Raw genomic sequence first — 17426 nt, 5'->3', positions numbered from 1 at the left:
TGGCGGTGGCCGCGTGAGCTTGTTCCGCGATGACGGGATCGTTCTGCGCACGCAGAAACTCGGCGAAGCCGACCGCATCATCACGTTGCTCACTCGGGGGCACGGGCGGGTGCGCGCGGTGGCGCGCGGGGTGCGGCGGACGAAGTCGAAGTTCGGGGCGCGGCTGGAGCCGTTCAGCCATGTGGACGTGCAGTTCTTCGCGCGGGGCAGCGATCTGGTGGGGCGCGGTCTGCCGCTGTGCACCCAGACGGAGACGATCGCCCCGTACGGCCGGGGCATCGTGGCGGACTACGACCGCTACACCGCGGGGACGGCCATGCTGGAGACGGCCGAGCGGTTCACCGACCACGAGGGCGAGCCGAACGTGCAGCAGTACCTGCTGCTGGTCGGCGGGCTGCGCACCCTCGCCTCCGGCGAGCACGGCGCGGGCCTGGTGCTGGACGCCTTCCTGCTGCGCTCCCTGGCCATGGGCGGCTACGCGCCCAGCTTCGCGGACTGCGCCAAGTGCGGGATGCCCGGGCCCAACCGGTTCTTCTCGGTGGCCTCGGGCGGCGTGGTGTGCGGCGACTGCCGCGTCCCGGGCAGCGTCGTGCCGTCCCCGGAGGCGCTGCGGCTGCTGGGCGCGCTGCTGACGGGCGACTGGGAGACGGCGGACGCCGCCGAGCGGCGGCACTGCCGGGAGGGCTCGGGGCTGGTCTCGGCGTATCTGCACTGGCACCTGGAGCGGGGGCTGCGCTCCTTGCGGTACGTGCGGCAGGCGTCGAACGGTTAGGCTCGGGCGGGTCAGCTGTCCCTTGCCCCGCCCGCTGGAGATGAGTACCGAATGGCACGCCGCGGAATGCTGTCCTGGTCGCAGCAGCGCGAGTACCAGGCGCCCGAGCCGCATCCGTCGGGGGCCAGGCCGCCGAAGATCCCGGGTGAGCTCGTCCCGGGTCATGTGGCGGTCGTCATGGACGGCAACGGCCGGTGGGCCAAGCAGCGCGGTCTGCCGCGCACGGAGGGGCACAAGGTCGGTGAGGGCGTCGTGATGGACGTCCTCAAGGGCTGCCTGGAGATGGGCGTCAAGAACCTGTCGCTGTACGCGTTCTCGACGGAGAACTGGAAGCGTTCACCGGAAGAGGTGCGCTTCTTGATGAACTTCAACCGGGACGTGATCCGCCGGCGGCGCGACGAGATGGACGCCCTCGGCATCCGCATCCGCTGGGTGGGCCGGATGCCGAAGCTGTGGAAGTCGGTCGTCCAGGAGTTGCAGGTCGCCCAGGAGCAGACCAAGGACAACGACGCGATGACGCTGTACTTCTGCGTCAACTACGGCGGCCGCGCCGAGGTCGCGGACGCGGCGCGCGCCCTCGCCGAGGAGGTCGCCGCGGGCCGGCTCGACCCCTCGAAGGTCAACGAGAAGACGTTCGCGAAGTACCTGTACTACCGCGACATGCCGGACGTGGACCTCTTCCTGCGCCCCTCGGGGGAGCAGCGCACCTCCAACTACCTGATCTGGCAGAGCGCCTACGCGGAGATGGTCTACCAGGACGTGCTGTGGCCGGACTTCGACCGGCGCGACCTGTGGGCCGCCTGCCTGGAGTACGCCCAGCGCGACCGCCGCTTCGGCGGCGCCCTGCCGAACGAGGGCGGACGGGCCGCGTCGGGGAAGTCCTGAGCGGGCGGCGGGGAGCCGTGGGCGGGGACTAGCCCGCGAAGTTCCAGGAGACCGTGCCGCCCGTGGTCACCAGGGTGGCCAGCACGATCAGGTCGGCGGCGCCGAGGGCGAGGCCGAGCAGGGCGCGGCGGGGCCTGCTGGTGTGGCGGGCGAGCGCCAGTCCGCCGAGGACCAGAGCGCAGGGGCCCAGGACGATGTTGAAGACCAGCAGTCCGACCAGGCCCAGCACGAACGAGGCCACGGCCATGTCGTTCGCGTCGGCCCGGCGGGTGCGGCCCTTGGTCAGTGTGTGGGGGGTGGTGCTCGTCGTGCTCATGGTCGGCTCAGCTCCTTGGTCTCTCGGGGCTCGGGCCGAGGTGCGGTGGCCCGGTGTCTACTGGGCCCGGGGTTCCCGGGGCCTCAGCTGTGTCGCCTGTGGCGGCGGTGGCGCTCACGCACGGCGAAGACGAGCAGCCAGGCGGCGATGACCGCGGCCGCGGTCAGGCTCACGGCCGGCGGCAGGTGCGCGGGTGGGCCCACCAGGACGCCGAGCAGGAGGAACGCTGCGACGAGGAAGAGCATGGGTCCCTCTCTCCGAACGGATACGGAAGTTCCAGTGAACAAGTGTGGTGACAACTGTTCACTGAGTCTGAGAGTACCCCATTGCGGCGCCCGGCACACAACTGTTTACTGAGCCCATGAGCACCACCCCCTCGCAACGGGACCTCCAGAAGGCCAGGACGCGCCGTGCCCTGCTCGACGCGGGCCTCGCCCTGCTCAGGGAGCAGAGCCTCAGCAGCCTCGGTCTGCGGGAGATCACCCGGGCCGTGGGCATCTCACCCGCGGCGTTCTACCGGCACTTCCGCGACGTCTCCGATCTCGGCGTCGCCCTCGTCGAGGAGTCGCTCGGCAGCCTGCACGAGGTGATACGGAGCGGGCTGACCGAGCACACCGAGGACGCCGAGCGCATCGACCACCTCGTCGGCGCCATCGCCGCGTACGTGCGGGCGCATCCCGAGCACATCCGGTTCGTGGCCAGCGAGCGGCACGGCGGGGTGGCCGCCGTCCGCACCGCCATCGCCGCCGAACTCGACCGCTTCGCCGCGGAGGTGGCCGGGCTGCTGGCCGAGGACGAGGTCTCCCGCGGCTGGAGCGCCGAGGACCTGCGCATGCTGGGGGAGACGTACGTCGACAACATGGTGATGACGGCCTCCGCGTTCCTGGAGGCCGCCCAGGGCGAGGGCCCCGCGCCCGAGGCGGTCGCGCACACGGCCCGCCGCCAGCTCCATCTCATCAGCCTGGGCCGCCGCCACTGGACGGCGTCCGGGCAGACCTCCGGCGCGTGAACCCCCGCCCCCCGGGGCCCTGGCAAGCGCGGGCCGCCGCCCCCGTCAGGCGGTACGCCTGCGGTACAGCGCCGCGCACACCGGCAGGGCGACCGCGAGCAGCCCGCCGCACCACGCGAGGGCCAGCCAGGGGCTGTTGCCGGCCGGCTGGTCCAGCAGCAGCGCGCGCAGGGCTTCGATGACGGGGGTCACCGGCTGGTTCTCGGCGAAGCCGTGCAGCCACGCGGGCATCGTCTCGACCGGTACGAACGCGCTGCTGGGGTAGGGCAGGAAGAGCATCACGAACGTGAAGCCGCCCGCTGCCTCCGGGGTCTTGGCCAAGAGCCCCGCCGCCGCGCCGAGCCAGGAGAGGGTGGTGATGTAGGCGAGCAGGATGGAGACGGCGGCCAGCCACTGGCCGGTGTCCGCGTGCGGGCGGAAGCCGATGGCGAAGGCGACGCCCAGAACGGCGGCCGTGGCCGCCGCGTTGCGGGCCACGCTGGCGGCGACGTGTCCGGCCAGTACGGCGGTGCTGCTGGTGTCCATGGAGCGGAAGCGGTCGATGATGCCGCCTGTCATGTCGTTCGTGACGGTGGTCGCCGTCATGGACGCGCCATAGCCCGCGCACAGGATGAGCACGCCGGGGGCCACGTAGGTGACGTACGTGCCGGTGCTCGTCTCGATGGCGCCGCCGAAGAAGTAGACGAACACCAGCATCAGCAGCACCGGCAGCACCAGGGCCGTGATCACCGCGTCCGGGTTGCGGCGGGTCAGCCGGATGGACCGGCTCGCGAGGATGGCGTACTCACTCATGGGTCAGCTCCATGAAGACGTCGTCGAGCGTGGCGCTGTGCAGGGCGAAGCGCTCCACCTCGGCGCGCGCGGGGTCCAGTTCGTCGAGCAGGGACCGCACGTGCGCGGCGCTGCCGTCCGTCGCGACGCCCAGCAGCAGTTCCTCCGGCGCCTTGTGCAGCAGCCGCCCGGCCAGCCGCGCGGCCATCGCCTCGTACGCCTCGTGGCCCGCCATGGTCAGGTCGAGGCGCTGGGCCGCGACGGTCTTCTTCAGCTCTGCGGGGGTGCCCTCGGCGCTCACTCGGCCCCGGTCGAGTACGGCCACCCGGTCGGCCAGTTGGTCGGCCTCCTCCAGGTACTGCGTGGTCAACAGGACGGTGACGCCGGCCGCCGTGAGCGCTCCGACCGCTTTCCACATCGTGCGGCGGCTGCGCGGGTCGAGCCCCGTGGTCGGCTCGTCGAGGAAGACCACCTGCGGGTCGCCGACGAGGCCTGCCGCGATGTCCAGCCGCCGGCGCATGCCGCCCGAGTAGGTGGCGACCCGGCGGTCCTGCGCCTCGGTGAGGCCGAACCGCTCCAGGAGCTGGCCGGTGCGGTGGGCGGCGGCTCTGCGTGAGTGGCCGCGCAGCGCCGCCATCATGCGCAGGTTCTCCCGCCCTGTCTGTTCCTCGTCGAGCGCCGCGTACTGCCCGGTCAGGCTGATGGAGCGGCGCACCCGCGACCGCTCGGAGACCACGTCGTGGCCCGCGACGCGCGCCTGTCCCGCGTCGGCGCGGGTCAGCGTGGCGAGGATGCGCACGGTGGTGGTCTTGCCCGCCCCGTTCGGCCCGAGCAGCGCGTAGACGCTGCCGCGTGGGACCCGCAGGTCCAGGTTTTCCAGTACGGACACGGAGCCGTACGCCTTGCTCAGCCCCCGGGCCTCTATCGCCCAGTCGGCGTCAGGACGTGCATGCGTGGCAGTCACGACAGACCCCCCTCTTTGTGTATCCCATACGCGCTACTGCGTATGCCATATACGTTACAGCGTATGCTATACACGGTGCGGGGGTCGGGAAGCAAGCGGAAGGCGGAGAATGGCGAAGCAGCGGACCGCGCAGAACGGTCTCCCGGCCGGAGTGGCCGCCGCGTGGGGCCTGCGCGAGCGTCCTGGCAGAGGGCCCGCGCGCGGTCTGGACGTGGCGCGGATCGTGCGGGCGGCCATCGCGGTCGCCGACGCGGAGGGACTGGGCGCCGTGTCCATGAGCCGTGTCGCCACCGAGGTCGGCGTCTCCACGATGGCGCTCTACCGCTACGTCGAGGGCAAGAACGACCTGCTGATCCTCATGGAGGACGAAGCGGCAGGCACCCCGCCGCCGGGGCCCGCGCCCGAGGAGGGCTGGCGCGCCGGACTGGAGCACTGGGCCCGCGCGCACCGCGACGTGCTCGGCCGCCACCTGTGGATGGTCCGCATCCCGATCTCCACCCCTCCGCTGAGCCCCCACAGCGTCGAGTGGATGGAGCTGGCGCTGGGGTGCCTGCGCGGAACGGGGCTCGACGCGGAGGAGAAGCTGGGCGTGCTGATCACGCTCAACGGCTACGTCCGCAGCAGCGTCTCACTGCTCGCGGACATCGCCGAGTCGGCCGGCGGGGAGGGCGGTGCCGACTGGGAGAAGCTGGAGCCCCGCTACTGGAGGCTGCTCACGCAGCTGACCGCGACCGGTGACTTCCCCGCCATCAAGGAGATGCTCGCCTCGGGCGAGGTGGAGACGGCCTTCGAGGAGGAGGGCGAGGGCAGCGCCGACTTCGAGTTCGGCCTTGCCATGGTCCTGGACGGGACGCAGGCCCTCATCGAGCGCCGGGCCTGACGGCGCCACCGTCCGGTGGGGGACACCTCGCGCCACCGCCTTGTGGCGGGCCCCGCGCGCTACCGCCTTGTGGCGGGCCCCGCGCGCTAGCGTCCCGCGGCGCACTCCCCGCAGGTGCCGAAGATCTCGACCGTGTGGCCGACGTCGACGAAGCCGTGCTCGGCGGCCACGGCGGCGGCCCACTTCTCGACGGCGGGGCCCTCGACCTCGACGGCCTTGCCGCAGGCACGGCAGACCAGGTGATGGTGGTGGTCGTCGCTGTGGCAGCGGCGGTAGACGGCCTCGCCCTCGTCCGTGCGCAGCACGTCGACCTCGCCGGCGTCGGCGAGGGACTGGAGCGTGCGGTAGACCGTGGTGAGCCCCACCGAATCGCCCCGGTGCTTGAGCATGTCGTGCAGTTCCTGGGCGCTGCGGAACTCCTCGACCTCTGCGAGCGCGGCGGAGACGGCGGCGCGCTGCCGGGTCGACCGGCCGCGTACAGGGGGACCTGCGGTGGTCACGCTCTGGCTCCTTACGTTCGTCGGCTCCGGGGAGTCGCCGGGCGGGGACTCCGATGCTGCACGGCGTTCGCGACGACCCATTGTGCCAGGCGCACCCGGAGCGCGGGTATTACACCCTGGAGGGACGATCCGTGCCGGCCGCGCCGTCGGTGCGCACACCGCCACGGGTGCCGGCGGCGGCCTTACCGCCGTCCGCCTCCAGGGAATCCTCTCCCTCCCCCCTCAGGCCCTCTCGGGAGCCTTTCCCGCCGATGCCCCCGGAATGCGTGGTCCGGAAGCGTCGCCGGGCCAGTGGCGCGGCGAGCGCGGTGACGACGCCGAACAGGACGATGGCCAGGACGACGATGCTGGCCCCCGGCGGCACGTCGACGAAGTAGGAGGTCACCGTCCCCGAGAGGGTGACGACGACGCCGAAGCCGACCGACAGCCCCAGGGTGGCCGCGAAGCCGCGGGTGGCCTGCTGCGCGGCGGCCACCGGAATCACCATCAACGCGCTGACCAGCAGCAGCCCGACGACCCGCATCGCCACGGTGACCGTCACCGCGGCCGTCACGGCCAGCAGCAGGTTCAGCAGCCGCACGGGCAGCCCGGTGACCCGCGCGAACTCCTCGTCCTGGCAGATCGCGAACAGCTGCCGTCGCAGGCCGAGGGAGACGAGCAGCACGAAGACCGACAGGCCGACGATGGCGACGATGTCCTCGGCGGAGACGGTGGTGATGGAGCCGAACAAATACGTGGTCAGGTTGGCGTTGGACCCGTTCGGGGCCAGATTGATGATCATGACGCCGCCCGCCATGCCGCCGTAGAACAGCATGGCCAGCGCGATGTCCCCGCGCGCCTTGCCGTACCAGCGGATCAGCTCCATCGCGATCGCGCCCAGCGAGGAGACGAGCACGGCCATCCACACCGGATTGGCGCTCAGCAGGAAGCCCAGCGCCACGCCGGTCAGCGCGACGTGCCCGATGCCGTCGCCCATGATGGCCTGACGCCGCTGCACCAGATAGATGCCCACGGCGGGCGCGGCGATGCCCACGAGCAGCGCGGCGAGCAGCGCGCGCTGCATGAAGGCGAAGTTCAGCATCTCGATCATGTGAGCAGCCCCGTCTCGATCTTCGGTGCGGCCTCGGCGGGTTCGGCGCCGTGCGGGTGGCAGGCCAGGTCGTGCAGCCGGTCGGGGTTCTCCACCCGTTCGACCTGTCCGTCGCGCAGCACCACGGCCCGGTCGATGAGCGGCGCGAGCGGGCCCAGCTCGTGCAGCACCAGCAGCACGGAGGTGCCCGCCTCCACCTGCTTGCGCAGGGTGTCGGCCAGCGCCTCCTGGTTGCCGACGTCCACACCGGCCAACGGCTCGTCCATGATCAGCAGTTCGGGCTCGGCGGCCAGCGCGCGGGCGATCAGCACCCGCTGGTGCTGGCCGCCGGAGAGCGCGTCCACCGGGTCCTTGATCCGCTCGGCCATGCCCACCTGGTCGAGGGCGTGCCGCACGGCGGCCTTGTCCTCGCGGCCGAGCGGGCCGAAGCGGCGCCGGGCGAGCCGGCCGGCCGCCACCACCTCGCGGACGGTCGCGGGGACCCCGGCCGCCGCGGTGGAGCGCTGCGGTACGTAGCCGAGCCGCTGCCAGTGGCGGAAGCGGGCGAAGGGGGTGCCGAACAGCTCCAGCGTGCCGCCGGTGAGCGGCACCTGGCCGAGGACGGCGCGGATGGTGGTGGACTTGCCCGAGCCGTTGGCCCCCAGCAGCGCGACCGTCTCGCCGCGCGCCACCGTCAGGTCCACGCCGCGCAGCACGGGCCGCCCGCCCAGCGAGGCGGTCGCCCCGCGCAGTGCCACGGCGGGCGGGGCGTCGGCTATGGCGGGCCTGTCGCGGTCCGCCGTCGGCTTCGTCGTCATGCCTTCATGTCCTCACTGCGCGCCGAGCGCGGTCTTGAGCGCGGTCAGGTTCTGGTGCATCACGGAGAAGTAGTCCTGTGTCTTGGGGTTCTTGACGCTCTCCAGGGGGCTGAGCACCGCCGTCTTCAGGTTGAGGTCGCCCGCGAGGGTCTTGGCGGTCTTGTCGCTGGCGTTGTTCTCGAAGAAGACGGTGTCCACCTCGTCCTTCTTGGCGACGTCGTGCAGCTCCTTCATCCGGGCCGCGCTGGGCTCGGACTCGGGGTCGATGCCGGCCACGGCCTCCTCGTGCAGGCCGTACCGCTCGGCGAGGTAGCCGAAGGCGGCGTGGGTGGTGATGAAGGTGTCGGTCTCCTTGCCCTTGAGGCCGTCCTTGAACTCCTCGTCCAGCGTGCCCAGCTTCTTGACGAGCGCTTCGGTGTTCTTCTTGTACTCGTCCTTGTGGTCGGGGTCGGCCTTCTGCAGCTGCTTGCCGACGCCCTCGGCGACCTCCGCGTAGCGGACGGGGTCGAGCCACACGTGCGGGTCTCCGCCGGTCTCGTCACCGTGGTCGTGCCCCTCGTGGCCGTGGTCGTGGCCCTCGTGTCCTTCCTCGCCGCCGTGCTCGTGGCCCTCCTCCCCGTGCACGTTGGTGCCGTGCTTCTCCAGGGTGGTGAAGGAGGTGGCCTCGGCGATGTTCTCCACGCCCGACTGCTCGACGGCCTCGTCCACGGCGGGCTGGAGCCCCTTGAGGTAGACGATCAGGTCGGCTTCGCTGAGCTGCCCCGTCTGCTTCGGGCTCAGCTCCAGGTCGTGCGGCTCGGTGCCGGGCTGGGTGAGGTTCTCGACCTCGACGCGGTCCCCGCCGATCTGCTGCGCGAGGTACGCCATCGGATAGAAGGAGGCCGCCACGTGCACCTTGCCGTCGTCCCCCGCCCCGCTGCCGCACGCGGCCAGGGTGAGGGAGCCGGCGCCGAGGGCGGTGAGAGCGGCGCTGGTACGTATGAGGCGAGGGAGGCGGGGGAGACGAGGACCGGTGTTCATGACACTCATTTTCACGAGAAATGGAAACGATTGTCAACTAGAACTTAGCGCTACGTGACCGATACGGAGGGTCGCGACGGGTCGCGGGTAAGCGGCCCCACGCGCCCGGGATGAGCGGCGAACCGATTTGCTGAGCACCCCTCGCTCCCCAGTAATCTGAGGGTTCCGTCTCGCCGTCAATGAAGAGAGCACCGTGGCCGCCGACAAGATCGACACAATTGTCAGCCTCAGCAAGCGCCGTGGCTTCGTCTACCCGTGCAGTGAGATCTACGGCGGTCAGCGTGCCGCCTGGGACTACGGACCGCTGGGCGTGGAGCTCAAGGAGAACATCAAGCGCCAGTGGTGGCGCTCCATGGTCACCTCGCGCGACGACGTGGTGGGAATCGACTCGTCGGTGATCCTGGCCCCCGAGGTGTGGGAGGCATCGGGCCATGTCTCCACCTTCACCGATCCGCTCACCGAGTGCACCTCGTGCCACAAGCGCTTCCGTGCCGACCACCTGATCGAGGCGTACGAGGCCAAGCACGGCCGCGAGCCCGAGAACGGCCTGGCCGACCTCAACTGCCCGCACTGCGGCAACAAGGGCGGCTTCACCGAGCCCAAGCAGTTCTCCGGGCTGCTCTCCACCCACCTCGGCCCCACCCAGGACTCCGGCTCGGTCACCTACCTGCGCCCCGAGACCGCGCAGGGCATCTTCACCAACTTCGCCGCCGTCCAGCAGACCTCGCGCAAGAAGCCGCCGTTCGGCATCGCGCAGACGGGCAAGTCGTTCCGCAACGAGATCACGCCGGGCAACTTCATCTTCCGCACCCGCGAGTTCGAGCAGATGGAGATGGAGTTCTTCGTCAAGCCGGGCGAGGACGAGGAGTGGCAGCAGTACTGGATGGACCAGCGCTGGGCCTGGTACCGCGACCTCGGCATCCGCGAGGAGAACATCCGCTGGTACGAGCACCCGAAGGAGAAGCTGTCCCACTACTCCAAGCGGACGGCCGACATCGAGTACCGCTTCCAGTTCGGCGGCAGCGAGTTCGGTGAGCTGGAGGGCATCGCCAACCGCACCGACTACGACCTGACGGCGCACTCCAAGGCGTCCGGGCACGACCTGTCGTACTTCGACCAGGAGGCGGGCGAGCGCTGGACGCCGTACGTCATCGAGCCTGCGGCCGGTGTCAACCGCGCCATGCTCGCCTTCATGCTCGACGCCTACATCGAGGACGAGGCGCCCAACGCGAAGGGCAAGATGGAGAAGCGCACCGTCATGCGCCTCGACCCGCGGCTCGCCCCGGTCAAGGTCGCGGTGCTGCCGCTGTCCCGCAACGAGAAGCTCTCGCCGAAGGCGCGCGGCCTCTCCGAGACGCTGCGCAGGAACTGGAACATCGAGTTCGACGACGCGGGCGCCATCGGCCGCCGCTACCGCCGTCAGGACGAGATCGGCACGCCGTTCTGCGTCACCGTCGACTTCGACACCCTCGACGACAACGCCGTCACGGTGCGTGAGCGCGACACGATGAAGCAGGAGCGGGTCTCCCTCGACCAGATCGAGGGCTACCTCGCGGCCCGGCTTCTCGGCTGCTGAGCGCCCTCACCTCGCGCGCGCCAAGGGCCCGGCTCCCCACCAGGGGGCCGGGCCCTTCGCCGTCGCCGTGGCGTTCGCGCGTGCGCGTCAGTCCGCCGTGCGGCGCAGCAGCAGGCACAGGAAACCGAAGCTGTCCCGGTAGTCGCGCAGCCACGCGTCCCGGTGTTCGGCCGCCGCGCGCAGCGCCTCCGCGCTGTCGGGGTGGTCGGGGTGGTCCAGTGCCCAACGGGAGAGCGAACCCGTCCAGTTCCACTCGTAGTCGTCCAACTCGTGGCGGGTGGACAGGTGGGCGTACGTGGGCGTCCAGCCGTCCGCGGTCACCGCGTCCACCGTGCCCGCCAGGTCCTGGTACTCGCCCAGCAACTCCCGTGCCCGCGCGCTCGGTTCGCCCTCCCAGTAGGCGTCGCCCACCAGCACGGTCCCGCCGGGGGCCAGGTGGCGGGCGGCGGCGTCCAGAGTGGGCGGCAGGCCGCCGAACGCGTGCGTGGCGCCCACGCTGAGCACCACGTCGTAGGCGTGCGGCGCGGTGAACGCGTCGGCCTCGGCGCGGTGCAGCGTCAGCCGCTCGGCCACGCCCGCCTGCTCGGCCCGCTGCCGGGCCCGCTCCAGCGCCGGTTGAGAGATGTCCACGCCGGTGGCTGTCACTCCAGGGTGTTGCCGGAGGGCGCGCAGCAGCCAGGCGGCCTCACCGCAGCCGAGGTCGAGCACGCGCGCGTCTCCAGGGGTGAGGGCGCGCGCGAGCAGTCCGTCCACGGAGGAGTCGTCGAGCGGCGCCGCGACGGGGTGGCCGGCGTGGGCGAGGAGGGAGCGCGTTTGTCGGTCCATCCGGGCACTGTGGCAGACGGCCCCCTTTGCTCACTCCTGGTTTTCGGGGGTTTCGGGGTCTGCGGAGTTCGCTGCGTTCCCTTGGTTCTCTGGGTTCTCTGGGTGTTCCGGGACCGTACCGAACCCGGTGGTGTCCAGGTCGAAGGCGAAGGGCGGGGGCAGCCGCAGCTTCTCTCCGAACTTGGCCACGCTGCGCTTCGCGTATCCCTCCGGTGTCGGCTCCCAGAAGGCGGACGCTGTGTGTACCTGCATGTCGAGGACCAAGTACACGGGGACGCCCGCTCTGGCGTAGACGGGGAGCTTGTCCAGCCAGTCGGCGTTGCGGGTGGAACTGGAGGTCAATTCGGCGGCCAGAGTGAGGGCCTCGCCGTCGATGAAGCGCTCTGTGGTGCGGAACGCCTGGCGAGCGGCTACGTAGACGTCCGGGCCGTACGCGCGCTCTTGGCCGGGCAGGGCGAAGAGGAACGGGGCGTAGGAGACGCGCTCGCTCTCCGGTAGCCGCGGCATGAGCTGTTCGACGAGTGCGTCCATGACGTCGAGGTAGTACCCCCGCGACCACGGCGACATGACGATGTTTCCCCTGATGATCTCCGCCCGGTAGCCGTCGGGCACCTCCATGGTCATGAGTGTCCGGAACAGCGCCTGGAAGCTGTCCTCGGGTACCTCGGGGGTCTCTATGGCCGTCGGTCGATCGAGCATCACTGTCATGATGCGCCTTCCCGGTGCGGTGAGCCAGTCGCAACTCACCGTAGCGACGCGCTCTGACAATCGGAGCGCGTGCGGGGGGCAGGTCCCCCGAAAGGGTCACACGGGGGAGGCCGCCGCCCGCAGGACCGCGTCCAGCAGGTCGGGGAAGCGGGCGTCGAGGTCGGCGCGGCGCAGGCAGTTGATCTTCGCGGTGCCGCGGTAGCACTGGTTGATGACGCCCGCCTCGCGCAGGACGCGGAAGTGGTGGGTCGAGGTCGACGTGGCGACGGGAAGCTCGATCTGCGAGCAGGTGGCGCCCTGGCCCTCGCCCTCTCCGTAGCCGTTCAGCGCGGTGACGATGCGCAGCCGCATGGGGTCGGCGAGCGCGTGCAGCACGGCGTCGAGGCGGATCTCCTCGCGGGCGGGGTGCGGGAGTTCGCGTACGGCTGTAGTCGTCGGCACAGGGTCATAGTACGGCAGGCGTCGAAATTTGACAGCTCTCGTAATACGGTGGTTATCGTACTAGTGCCGAGTGGCCCCCTGACCGATTGGAGAGCGCCGTGAGCGCACTGTTCGAGCCCCTCACTCTGCGGTCGGTGACCGTGCCCAACCGCGTCTGGATGGCGCCGATGTGCCAGTACTCCGCCGTCCCCGAGGGTCCTGACCAGGGCGCGCCCACGGACTGGCACCTCGCCCACCTCGGCGCCCGCGCCTCCGGCGGTCTCGGCCTGGCGCTGGTCGAGGCCACGGGCATCACCCCCGAGGGCCGGATCAGCCCCTACGACCTGGGCCTGTGGAACGACCGCCAGCAGGAGGCCTTCGCCCGCGTCACCCGCTTCCTGACCGAGCAGGGCACCGTCCCCGGCATCCAGCTCGCGCACGCCGGCCGCAAGGCCTCCACCGAGCGCACCTGGGTGGAGCGCGGCGCGCCCCTCGCCCCGGGCGAGAACCACGGCTGGCAGCCCGTCGGCCCCAGCCCGCTCTCGTTCGACGAGCGGCACACCACGCCCACCGAGCTGTCACGGGACGAGATCGCGACGCTGGTGCGGCAGTTCGCCGACAGCGCCCGCCGCGCGCACGCGGCCGGCTTCCGGGTCGTCGAGATCCACGGCGCCCACGGCTACCTGATCAACGAGTTCCTCTCCCCGTTCACCAACCGCCGCACCGACGAGTACGGCGGTACCTTCGAGGGCCGTACCCGCTTCGCGCTGGAGGTCGTGGACGCCGTGCGCGCCGTGTGGCCCGAGGAGCTGCCGCTGTTCTTCCGCGTCTCCGCCACCGACTGGCTGAGCGAGAACGCCGAGGACGGCCGCGAGGGCTGGACAGGCGAGGACACCGTGCGGCTCGCCAAGGAGCTGCTGGCCCGCGGTGTGGACCTGCTCGACACCTCCACGGGCGGCAACGCGCCCGACGCCCGGATCGAGGCCGTGCCCGGCTACCAGGTGCCCTTCGCGGAGCGGGTCAGGAAGGAGACCGGCCTGCCGGTGGGCGCCGTCGGCCTGATCACCGAGCCGCGCCAGGCCGAGGAGATCGTCGCCTCGGGCCAGGCCGACGCGGTGCTGCTCGGCCGCGAGCTGCTGCGCCGCCCGTACTGGGCGAACGAGGCCGCCGTCGAACTGGGCGCCGAGCCGCGCCGCCCGGTGCAGTACCACCGGGCGTGAGCCCCCGGGGCACGGCCCCACCGGGACGCTCTCAGGCGGCGGCCGACTGCCGGGCCGCCGCCTGAACGGTCGGTGCGGTCTGGGGCCCGGGCTGGACCCGGCGCCGATGACGACCGCGCCCGGCTCGGTATCGCCGCCGTCGAGGGAACGAGGGCCGGCCGACGGTGGCGAGAAGACGTCGGCCGGCGCACGGCAGGCACGGCCACCGCTGTCGGGCCGCTCCCCGAGGGTGCTCCACCGCGACGCGCCGGTCACGGCCCGCGCCCGCCCTACCGGACGTCCCTTCGGAGGACGTCAGTTCAGCTGCCGTACGAAGGCGACGAGGAACAGCGCACCGGCCAGGCAGCTCAACCACACCGTCGGCAGTACCCAGCCGCCACGGCGCTCGCCCCGCAGGGGGGCCGTCATCCGGCGGTGCAGCCCCGCGAGGCCGTACAGCACGGCCGTCGCCGCGACGGCGACGGGGCAGCTCACCGCGAAGTGCGCGAGCCAGGCACCGGCCCTGCTGGGACCGCCCCAGGACGTGTCGTAGGGCCCGTCGTCGACGAACCCGTAGAGCACCCCGCGGGCGACGAACAGCACCAGCATCCCGACGGGTATCAGCGCGACGACACCGAGCAGCACGGTGAGGGCGGCGTGCGCCACCAGCCGTGCCGCCCCGGGGCGCGGGTCGCCCGGCTCCGCCCGCACCCGCAGCAGCCGCAGCGCGCTCGCTGCCCGCCCCGAGAGCGTGGCGACGAGCGCGAGCAGGCCCATGGGCAGCAGTACGGCCGCTTGTCCCACCCCCCGCCCCAACCGCCGTAGGAAGGACTCCCGTGCCGCCGGCACCGGCGAGGAAGGGAAGGAATTCTCCGCAACGTTCATGGGCGGGACGCTAGGGCGGCGCCCATGTCCCCCACGACACACCACGGAGCCATCCCGCCCCCGTACCCCGGTAGGGGGCGGGAGCGGCTCCCCGGGGTGGACGGGCCCGCGCGCGCCTCGCCCGAGCGCTGGACGGGGCACGCGTCGGCCGGGTAACACGTGACGGTGGCGCGCGCGTGCCCGCCGTACCCCGGCGGCCGTCGCCCCTTGCCTGTTGCCCGTCGCCGAAAGGAGCGCTCGCCGTGCCGGAACCGCTCGTGCTGGAGGTGCCGCAGTGGCAGGGGTCGTCGTCCGCGACGGCGCGGCGGCTGCCTGCCGGTGCCAAGGCGCTGGCGGACCTGCTGCCGTTCGGCCGCCGTCTCACCCCGCGCACGGACGCCTCCCAGGGGAGCGGACGGACGACGCGGGGCGTACGCGCACCCGACGCGCTCGCCGCGAACCTGGCGGCGGTCCGCGCGGCGCTGGACGAGGCGGACGCGCCCCTCGTCGTGACGGCCGGCGGGGACTGCGGCGTCGAGCTCGCCCCCGTCGAGCGGGCGCACCGGCTGCACGGCGAGCGGCTGGCCGTGGTGTGGTTCGACGCCCACGCCGACCTCAACACCGCCTCCTCCTCACCCTCCGAAGCCTTCCACGGCATGGTGCTCCGGGCCCTCCTGGGAGAGGGACCCGAGGCGCTGCGGTGCCGGTGGCCGCTGTCGCCCGGGCAGGTGGTCCTGGCCGGGGCGCGCGCGCTCGACCCGGCCGAACGCCGGTACATCGCCGCGCACGGCGTCCGGCACCTTCGCGTCGCGGAACTGGCCGATCCGCGCGGTCTCGTCGAAGCGGTCGCGGCGACGGGTGCCGAGGCGGTGTACGTCCACCTCGACCTCGACGTGCTCGATCCCGGTGCCTTCTCCTCCGTGGGCGTACCCGAGCCCGACGGCCTGACCCCGCACCGGCTCGCCGCCGCCGTGCGCGCGCTGGCCGCGAGGTTCCCGCTCGCCGGTCTCGGCGTCACCGAACACGAGCCCGCCGAGGACGGCGCCGCCCGCGCGGCCGACGCGGCGGTCCTCGACCAGCTCGTCCGGGCGCTGGCCGACACCGTCTCCGAGTGCGCCCGCGAGGACGTCCGCCGCATCGAACGGCACGCTCTGGAGGCCTGGCCCGCGCCGGTGCGCCGCACCTCGGGCGGCTGGCTGCTCCGGCACACCCCGGGCATGCGGCGGCTGCGCTCGGGCAACACGGCGCTGCCGCTGCCGCCCGCCACCGGCTCGGCCACCCGCGGGGCCGCCGCCCACGCGTCCACCCTGCACGAGGTCGAGGCGTTCTACGCGGCGCGCGGCCTGCCCGCGGCCGTGCAGGTCTCTCCCGCGGCCCGGCACATGGCGTTGGACGAACACCTGGCCGCTCTCGGCTACACGCTGGGCGAGCCCATCCACGTGCTCACCGCGCCGGCGGAAGCGGTCGCGGATGCCCCGCCCGGCAGCGCGGTCCACGCGTCGCCCGGCAGCCCGGTCCACGCCCCGCCCGGCAACGGGGGGCGTGCGCCAGCCCAGGACGCCGTGGAAGCCGTGCACGCCGTGGGCGCTCCGGGCGCCGCGGACGGCGGCAGCGGGTGGCGGTTGCGGGTCGACGAGGCGCTCAGCCCGCAGTGGTTGGAGGCCTTCACCGACCTGGACGGGCACGAGGACAGCCGCGACCTCGCCGAGCAGGTCGTCTCCCGGATCAGCTCCCCGGTGGCGTGCGTCAGCGCCCTGGGCGCTGACCGGCGACCCGTCGGGCTGGGCCTGTTCGTCGGCGGGGACGAGCGGTGGGCGGGCGTCTACTGCATGGTCACGCACCCACGGGCCAGGCGGCAGGGCGTGGCCGCCGCCGTTCTGCGCGCCGGCGCCCTGTGGGCGTCCCGCCGGCGCATCCGGGGTCTCTACCTCCAGGTGGCGCGGTCCAACCCGGCCGCGCGCGCCCTCTACGCCCGCGCGGGCTTCGGCTACGCCTACAGCTACCACTACCGCCTGCGCGGGGTCTCACATGGAGGGTCGGTGACCGAGATGCCAGGAGCGCGGGTTACCGTCCGCTGATGCACATCCTCAGCGTGAACGTCGGCCCGCCACGCGGGGTGGAGTACACCGACGCACCCTCGGGCGCCACCGGCATCGGCAAGAGCCCCGTGGACACGCCCGTCTGGGTGGCCGCGCCGTCGGAGTCCGGCGCGGGCGCCGGTGGCGTGGCCGGCGACGCGGTCTGCGACCTGCGCTACCACGGTGGCGACGACAGGGCCGTCTACGCGTTCGCCCGTGAGGACCTCGACGCCTGGCAGCAGGAGTTGGGCAGCGTCCTTCCGCACGGCGCGTTCGGGGAGAACCTCACCACCACCGGCGCCGACCTGCGCGAGACTCTGGTCGGCGAGCGCTGGCGGGTCGGCCCCGAACTCGTGCTGGAGGCGACCGGCAGCCGCATCCCGTGCCGCACGTTCGCGGGCTGGGTGGCCGAACAGGGCTGGACGACCGCCAAGGGCTGGCTGCGCCGCTTCACCCTGGCGGGCTCGCCCGGTGCCATGTTCCGCGTCGTCCACCCCGGCACTCTGCGGGCGGGCGACGAGGTGGAGGTCCTCCACCGGCCCGGCCACCACGTGACGGTCGGCGGCCTCTTCCGCGCCGTGACGACCGACCGCAAGCGGCTCCCTGACGTCCTGGCGGCCGCCGCGTGGATGGAACGGGAGCAGCGGGAGATCGCCGAGAAGTACGTCGCCAAGTACGGCACCGGCTGACCGCTCCGCCCGCGCGGGGGCCGACTCGGGCCGCCGTCCCTCCCGCCCCGCACCGCGCCTCCC

General features: G+C 72.4%; 20 protein-coding genes. 8 read left to right on the top strand and 12 right to left on the bottom strand.

Features of this window, described 5'->3' with window-relative positions:
• The first annotated feature begins 13 nt into the window (after window positions 1–13).
• A complete protein-coding gene (gene recO / locus MMF93_RS10770; RefSeq protein ID WP_114021914.1) occupies window positions 14–772 on the top strand; it encodes a DNA repair protein RecO in 759 nt (252 codons plus the stop codon).
• 51 nt (window positions 773–823) lie between these two features.
• Window positions 824–1657: an isoprenyl transferase gene (locus MMF93_RS10765; protein ID WP_242751031.1), complete on the top strand. Its 834-nt coding sequence runs from the start codon at window positions 824–826 to the stop codon at window positions 1655–1657.
• 28 nt (window positions 1658–1685) lie between these two features.
• Here the strand turns inward: MMF93_RS10765 and MMF93_RS10760 are convergent, their stop codons facing one another.
• Together MMF93_RS10760 and MMF93_RS10755 are read right to left on the bottom strand one after the other, a co-directional pair.
• Entirely contained in the window at window positions 1686–1973 is a 288-nt protein-coding gene (locus MMF93_RS10760; protein WP_242751028.1) for a DUF4190 domain-containing protein, read from the bottom strand.
• A gap of 83 nt (window positions 1974–2056) precedes the next feature.
• Entirely contained in the window at window positions 2057–2218 is a 162-nt protein-coding gene (locus tag MMF93_RS10755) for a hypothetical protein (protein WP_181860889.1), read from the bottom strand.
• A 116-nt stretch (window positions 2219–2334) separates the two neighbouring features.
• On the opposite strand from MMF93_RS10755, the gene MMF93_RS10750 reads away from it, so the two are divergent.
• Window positions 2335–2982, top strand: a complete 648-nt coding sequence (locus tag MMF93_RS10750; protein WP_242751025.1) for a TetR family transcriptional regulator — start codon at window positions 2335–2337, stop codon at window positions 2980–2982.
• 45 nt (window positions 2983–3027) lie between these two features.
• On the opposite strand, the gene MMF93_RS10745 is transcribed toward MMF93_RS10750, so the two are convergent.
• The gene (locus MMF93_RS10745; protein WP_242751024.1) at window positions 3028–3774 is read right to left on the bottom strand and encodes an ABC transporter permease; all 747 of its coding nucleotides are present in this window, start codon (window positions 3772–3774) and stop codon (window positions 3028–3030) included.
• Window positions 3767–4717: an ATP-binding cassette domain-containing protein gene (locus tag MMF93_RS10740; RefSeq protein ID WP_242751017.1), complete on the bottom strand. Its 951-nt coding sequence runs from the start codon at window positions 4715–4717 to the stop codon at window positions 3767–3769. The genes MMF93_RS10745 and MMF93_RS10740 overlap by 8 nt, the downstream gene beginning before the upstream one ends.
• Before the next feature lie 109 nt (window positions 4718–4826).
• Here MMF93_RS10740 and MMF93_RS10735 point away from each other — a divergent pair, with 109 nt between their 5' ends.
• Window positions 4827–5597: a TetR/AcrR family transcriptional regulator gene (locus tag MMF93_RS10735; protein WP_242751015.1), complete on the top strand. Its 771-nt coding sequence runs from the start codon at window positions 4827–4829 to the stop codon at window positions 5595–5597.
• Window positions 5598–5683: 86 nt separating this feature from the next.
• Here the strand turns inward: MMF93_RS10735 and MMF93_RS10730 are convergent, their stop codons facing one another.
• The 4 genes from MMF93_RS10730 to MMF93_RS10715 form a co-directional block, all read right to left on the bottom strand.
• Window positions 5684–6097 carry a Fur family transcriptional regulator gene (locus tag MMF93_RS10730; RefSeq protein ID WP_242751012.1) on the bottom strand — a complete coding sequence of 138 codons (414 nt, stop codon included), beginning with the start codon at window positions 6095–6097 and terminating at the stop codon, window positions 5684–5686.
• 109 nt (window positions 6098–6206) lie between these two features.
• On the bottom strand, window positions 6207–7187 hold the full coding sequence (locus MMF93_RS10725; RefSeq protein ID WP_242751010.1) for a metal ABC transporter permease: 981 nt from the start codon (window positions 7185–7187) through the stop codon (window positions 6207–6209).
• Window positions 7184–7984 (bottom strand): metal ABC transporter ATP-binding protein, encoded by an 801-nt coding sequence (locus tag MMF93_RS10720; protein ID WP_242751008.1) that lies wholly within the window; start codon window positions 7982–7984, stop codon window positions 7184–7186. The genes MMF93_RS10725 and MMF93_RS10720 overlap by 4 nt, the downstream gene beginning before the upstream one ends.
• A gap of 12 nt (window positions 7985–7996) precedes the next feature.
• Window positions 7997–9004 (bottom strand): metal ABC transporter substrate-binding protein, encoded by a 1008-nt coding sequence (locus MMF93_RS10715; protein WP_242751006.1) that lies wholly within the window; start codon window positions 9002–9004, stop codon window positions 7997–7999.
• A gap of 193 nt (window positions 9005–9197) precedes the next feature.
• Between MMF93_RS10715 and MMF93_RS10710 the strand changes: the two genes are divergently transcribed.
• Window positions 9198–10580 (top strand): glycine--tRNA ligase, encoded by a 1383-nt coding sequence (locus tag MMF93_RS10710; RefSeq protein ID WP_242751003.1) that lies wholly within the window; start codon window positions 9198–9200, stop codon window positions 10578–10580.
• Between the two features lie 87 nt (window positions 10581–10667).
• Here MMF93_RS10710 and MMF93_RS10705 read toward each other — a convergent pair whose 3' ends face one another.
• From MMF93_RS10705 to MMF93_RS10695, 3 genes are all read right to left on the bottom strand, one after another.
• Window positions 10668–11405, bottom strand: a complete 738-nt coding sequence (locus tag MMF93_RS10705) for an SAM-dependent methyltransferase (RefSeq protein ID WP_242751001.1) — start codon at window positions 11403–11405, stop codon at window positions 10668–10670.
• A gap of 30 nt (window positions 11406–11435) precedes the next feature.
• The gene (locus tag MMF93_RS10700; RefSeq protein ID WP_341483244.1) at window positions 11436–12104 is read right to left on the bottom strand and encodes a Uma2 family endonuclease; all 669 of its coding nucleotides are present in this window, start codon (window positions 12102–12104) and stop codon (window positions 11436–11438) included.
• 105 nt (window positions 12105–12209) lie between these two features.
• Window positions 12210–12554: an ArsR/SmtB family transcription factor gene (locus MMF93_RS10695; protein WP_242750997.1), complete on the bottom strand. Its 345-nt coding sequence runs from the start codon at window positions 12552–12554 to the stop codon at window positions 12210–12212.
• 98 nt (window positions 12555–12652) lie between these two features.
• Between MMF93_RS10695 and MMF93_RS10690 the strand changes: the two genes are divergently transcribed.
• Window positions 12653–13753, top strand: coding sequence for an NADH:flavin oxidoreductase/NADH oxidase (locus tag MMF93_RS10690; RefSeq protein ID WP_242750995.1), 1101 nt, complete (start codon window positions 12653–12655; stop codon window positions 13751–13753).
• Window positions 13754–14047: 294 nt separating this feature from the next.
• On the opposite strand, the gene MMF93_RS10685 is transcribed toward MMF93_RS10690, so the two are convergent.
• Entirely contained in the window at window positions 14048–14617 is a 570-nt protein-coding gene (locus tag MMF93_RS10685; RefSeq protein WP_242750992.1) for a hypothetical protein, read from the bottom strand.
• Window positions 14618–14859: 242 nt separating this feature from the next.
• Here MMF93_RS10685 and MMF93_RS10680 point away from each other — a divergent pair, with 242 nt between their 5' ends.
• Together MMF93_RS10680 and MMF93_RS10675 are read left to right on the top strand one after the other, a co-directional pair.
• Window positions 14860–16674 carry a GNAT family N-acetyltransferase gene (locus tag MMF93_RS10680; protein WP_242750990.1) on the top strand — a complete coding sequence of 605 codons (1815 nt, stop codon included), beginning with the start codon at window positions 14860–14862 and terminating at the stop codon, window positions 16672–16674.
• Window positions 16674–17363: an MOSC domain-containing protein gene (locus tag MMF93_RS10675; RefSeq protein WP_242750988.1), complete on the top strand. Its 690-nt coding sequence runs from the start codon at window positions 16674–16676 to the stop codon at window positions 17361–17363. The genes MMF93_RS10680 and MMF93_RS10675 overlap by 1 nt, the downstream gene beginning before the upstream one ends.
• The last annotated feature ends 63 nt before the right edge of the window (window positions 17364–17426 follow it).

Origin of the sequence: Streptomyces tubbatahanensis (genome assembly GCF_022699385.1) — a bacterium.
In the GTDB taxonomy this organism is placed as follows: domain Bacteria; phylum Actinomycetota; class Actinomycetes; order Streptomycetales; family Streptomycetaceae; genus Streptomyces; species Streptomyces diacarni.
This window is presented reverse-complemented; position numbering and strand designations above follow the sequence as displayed.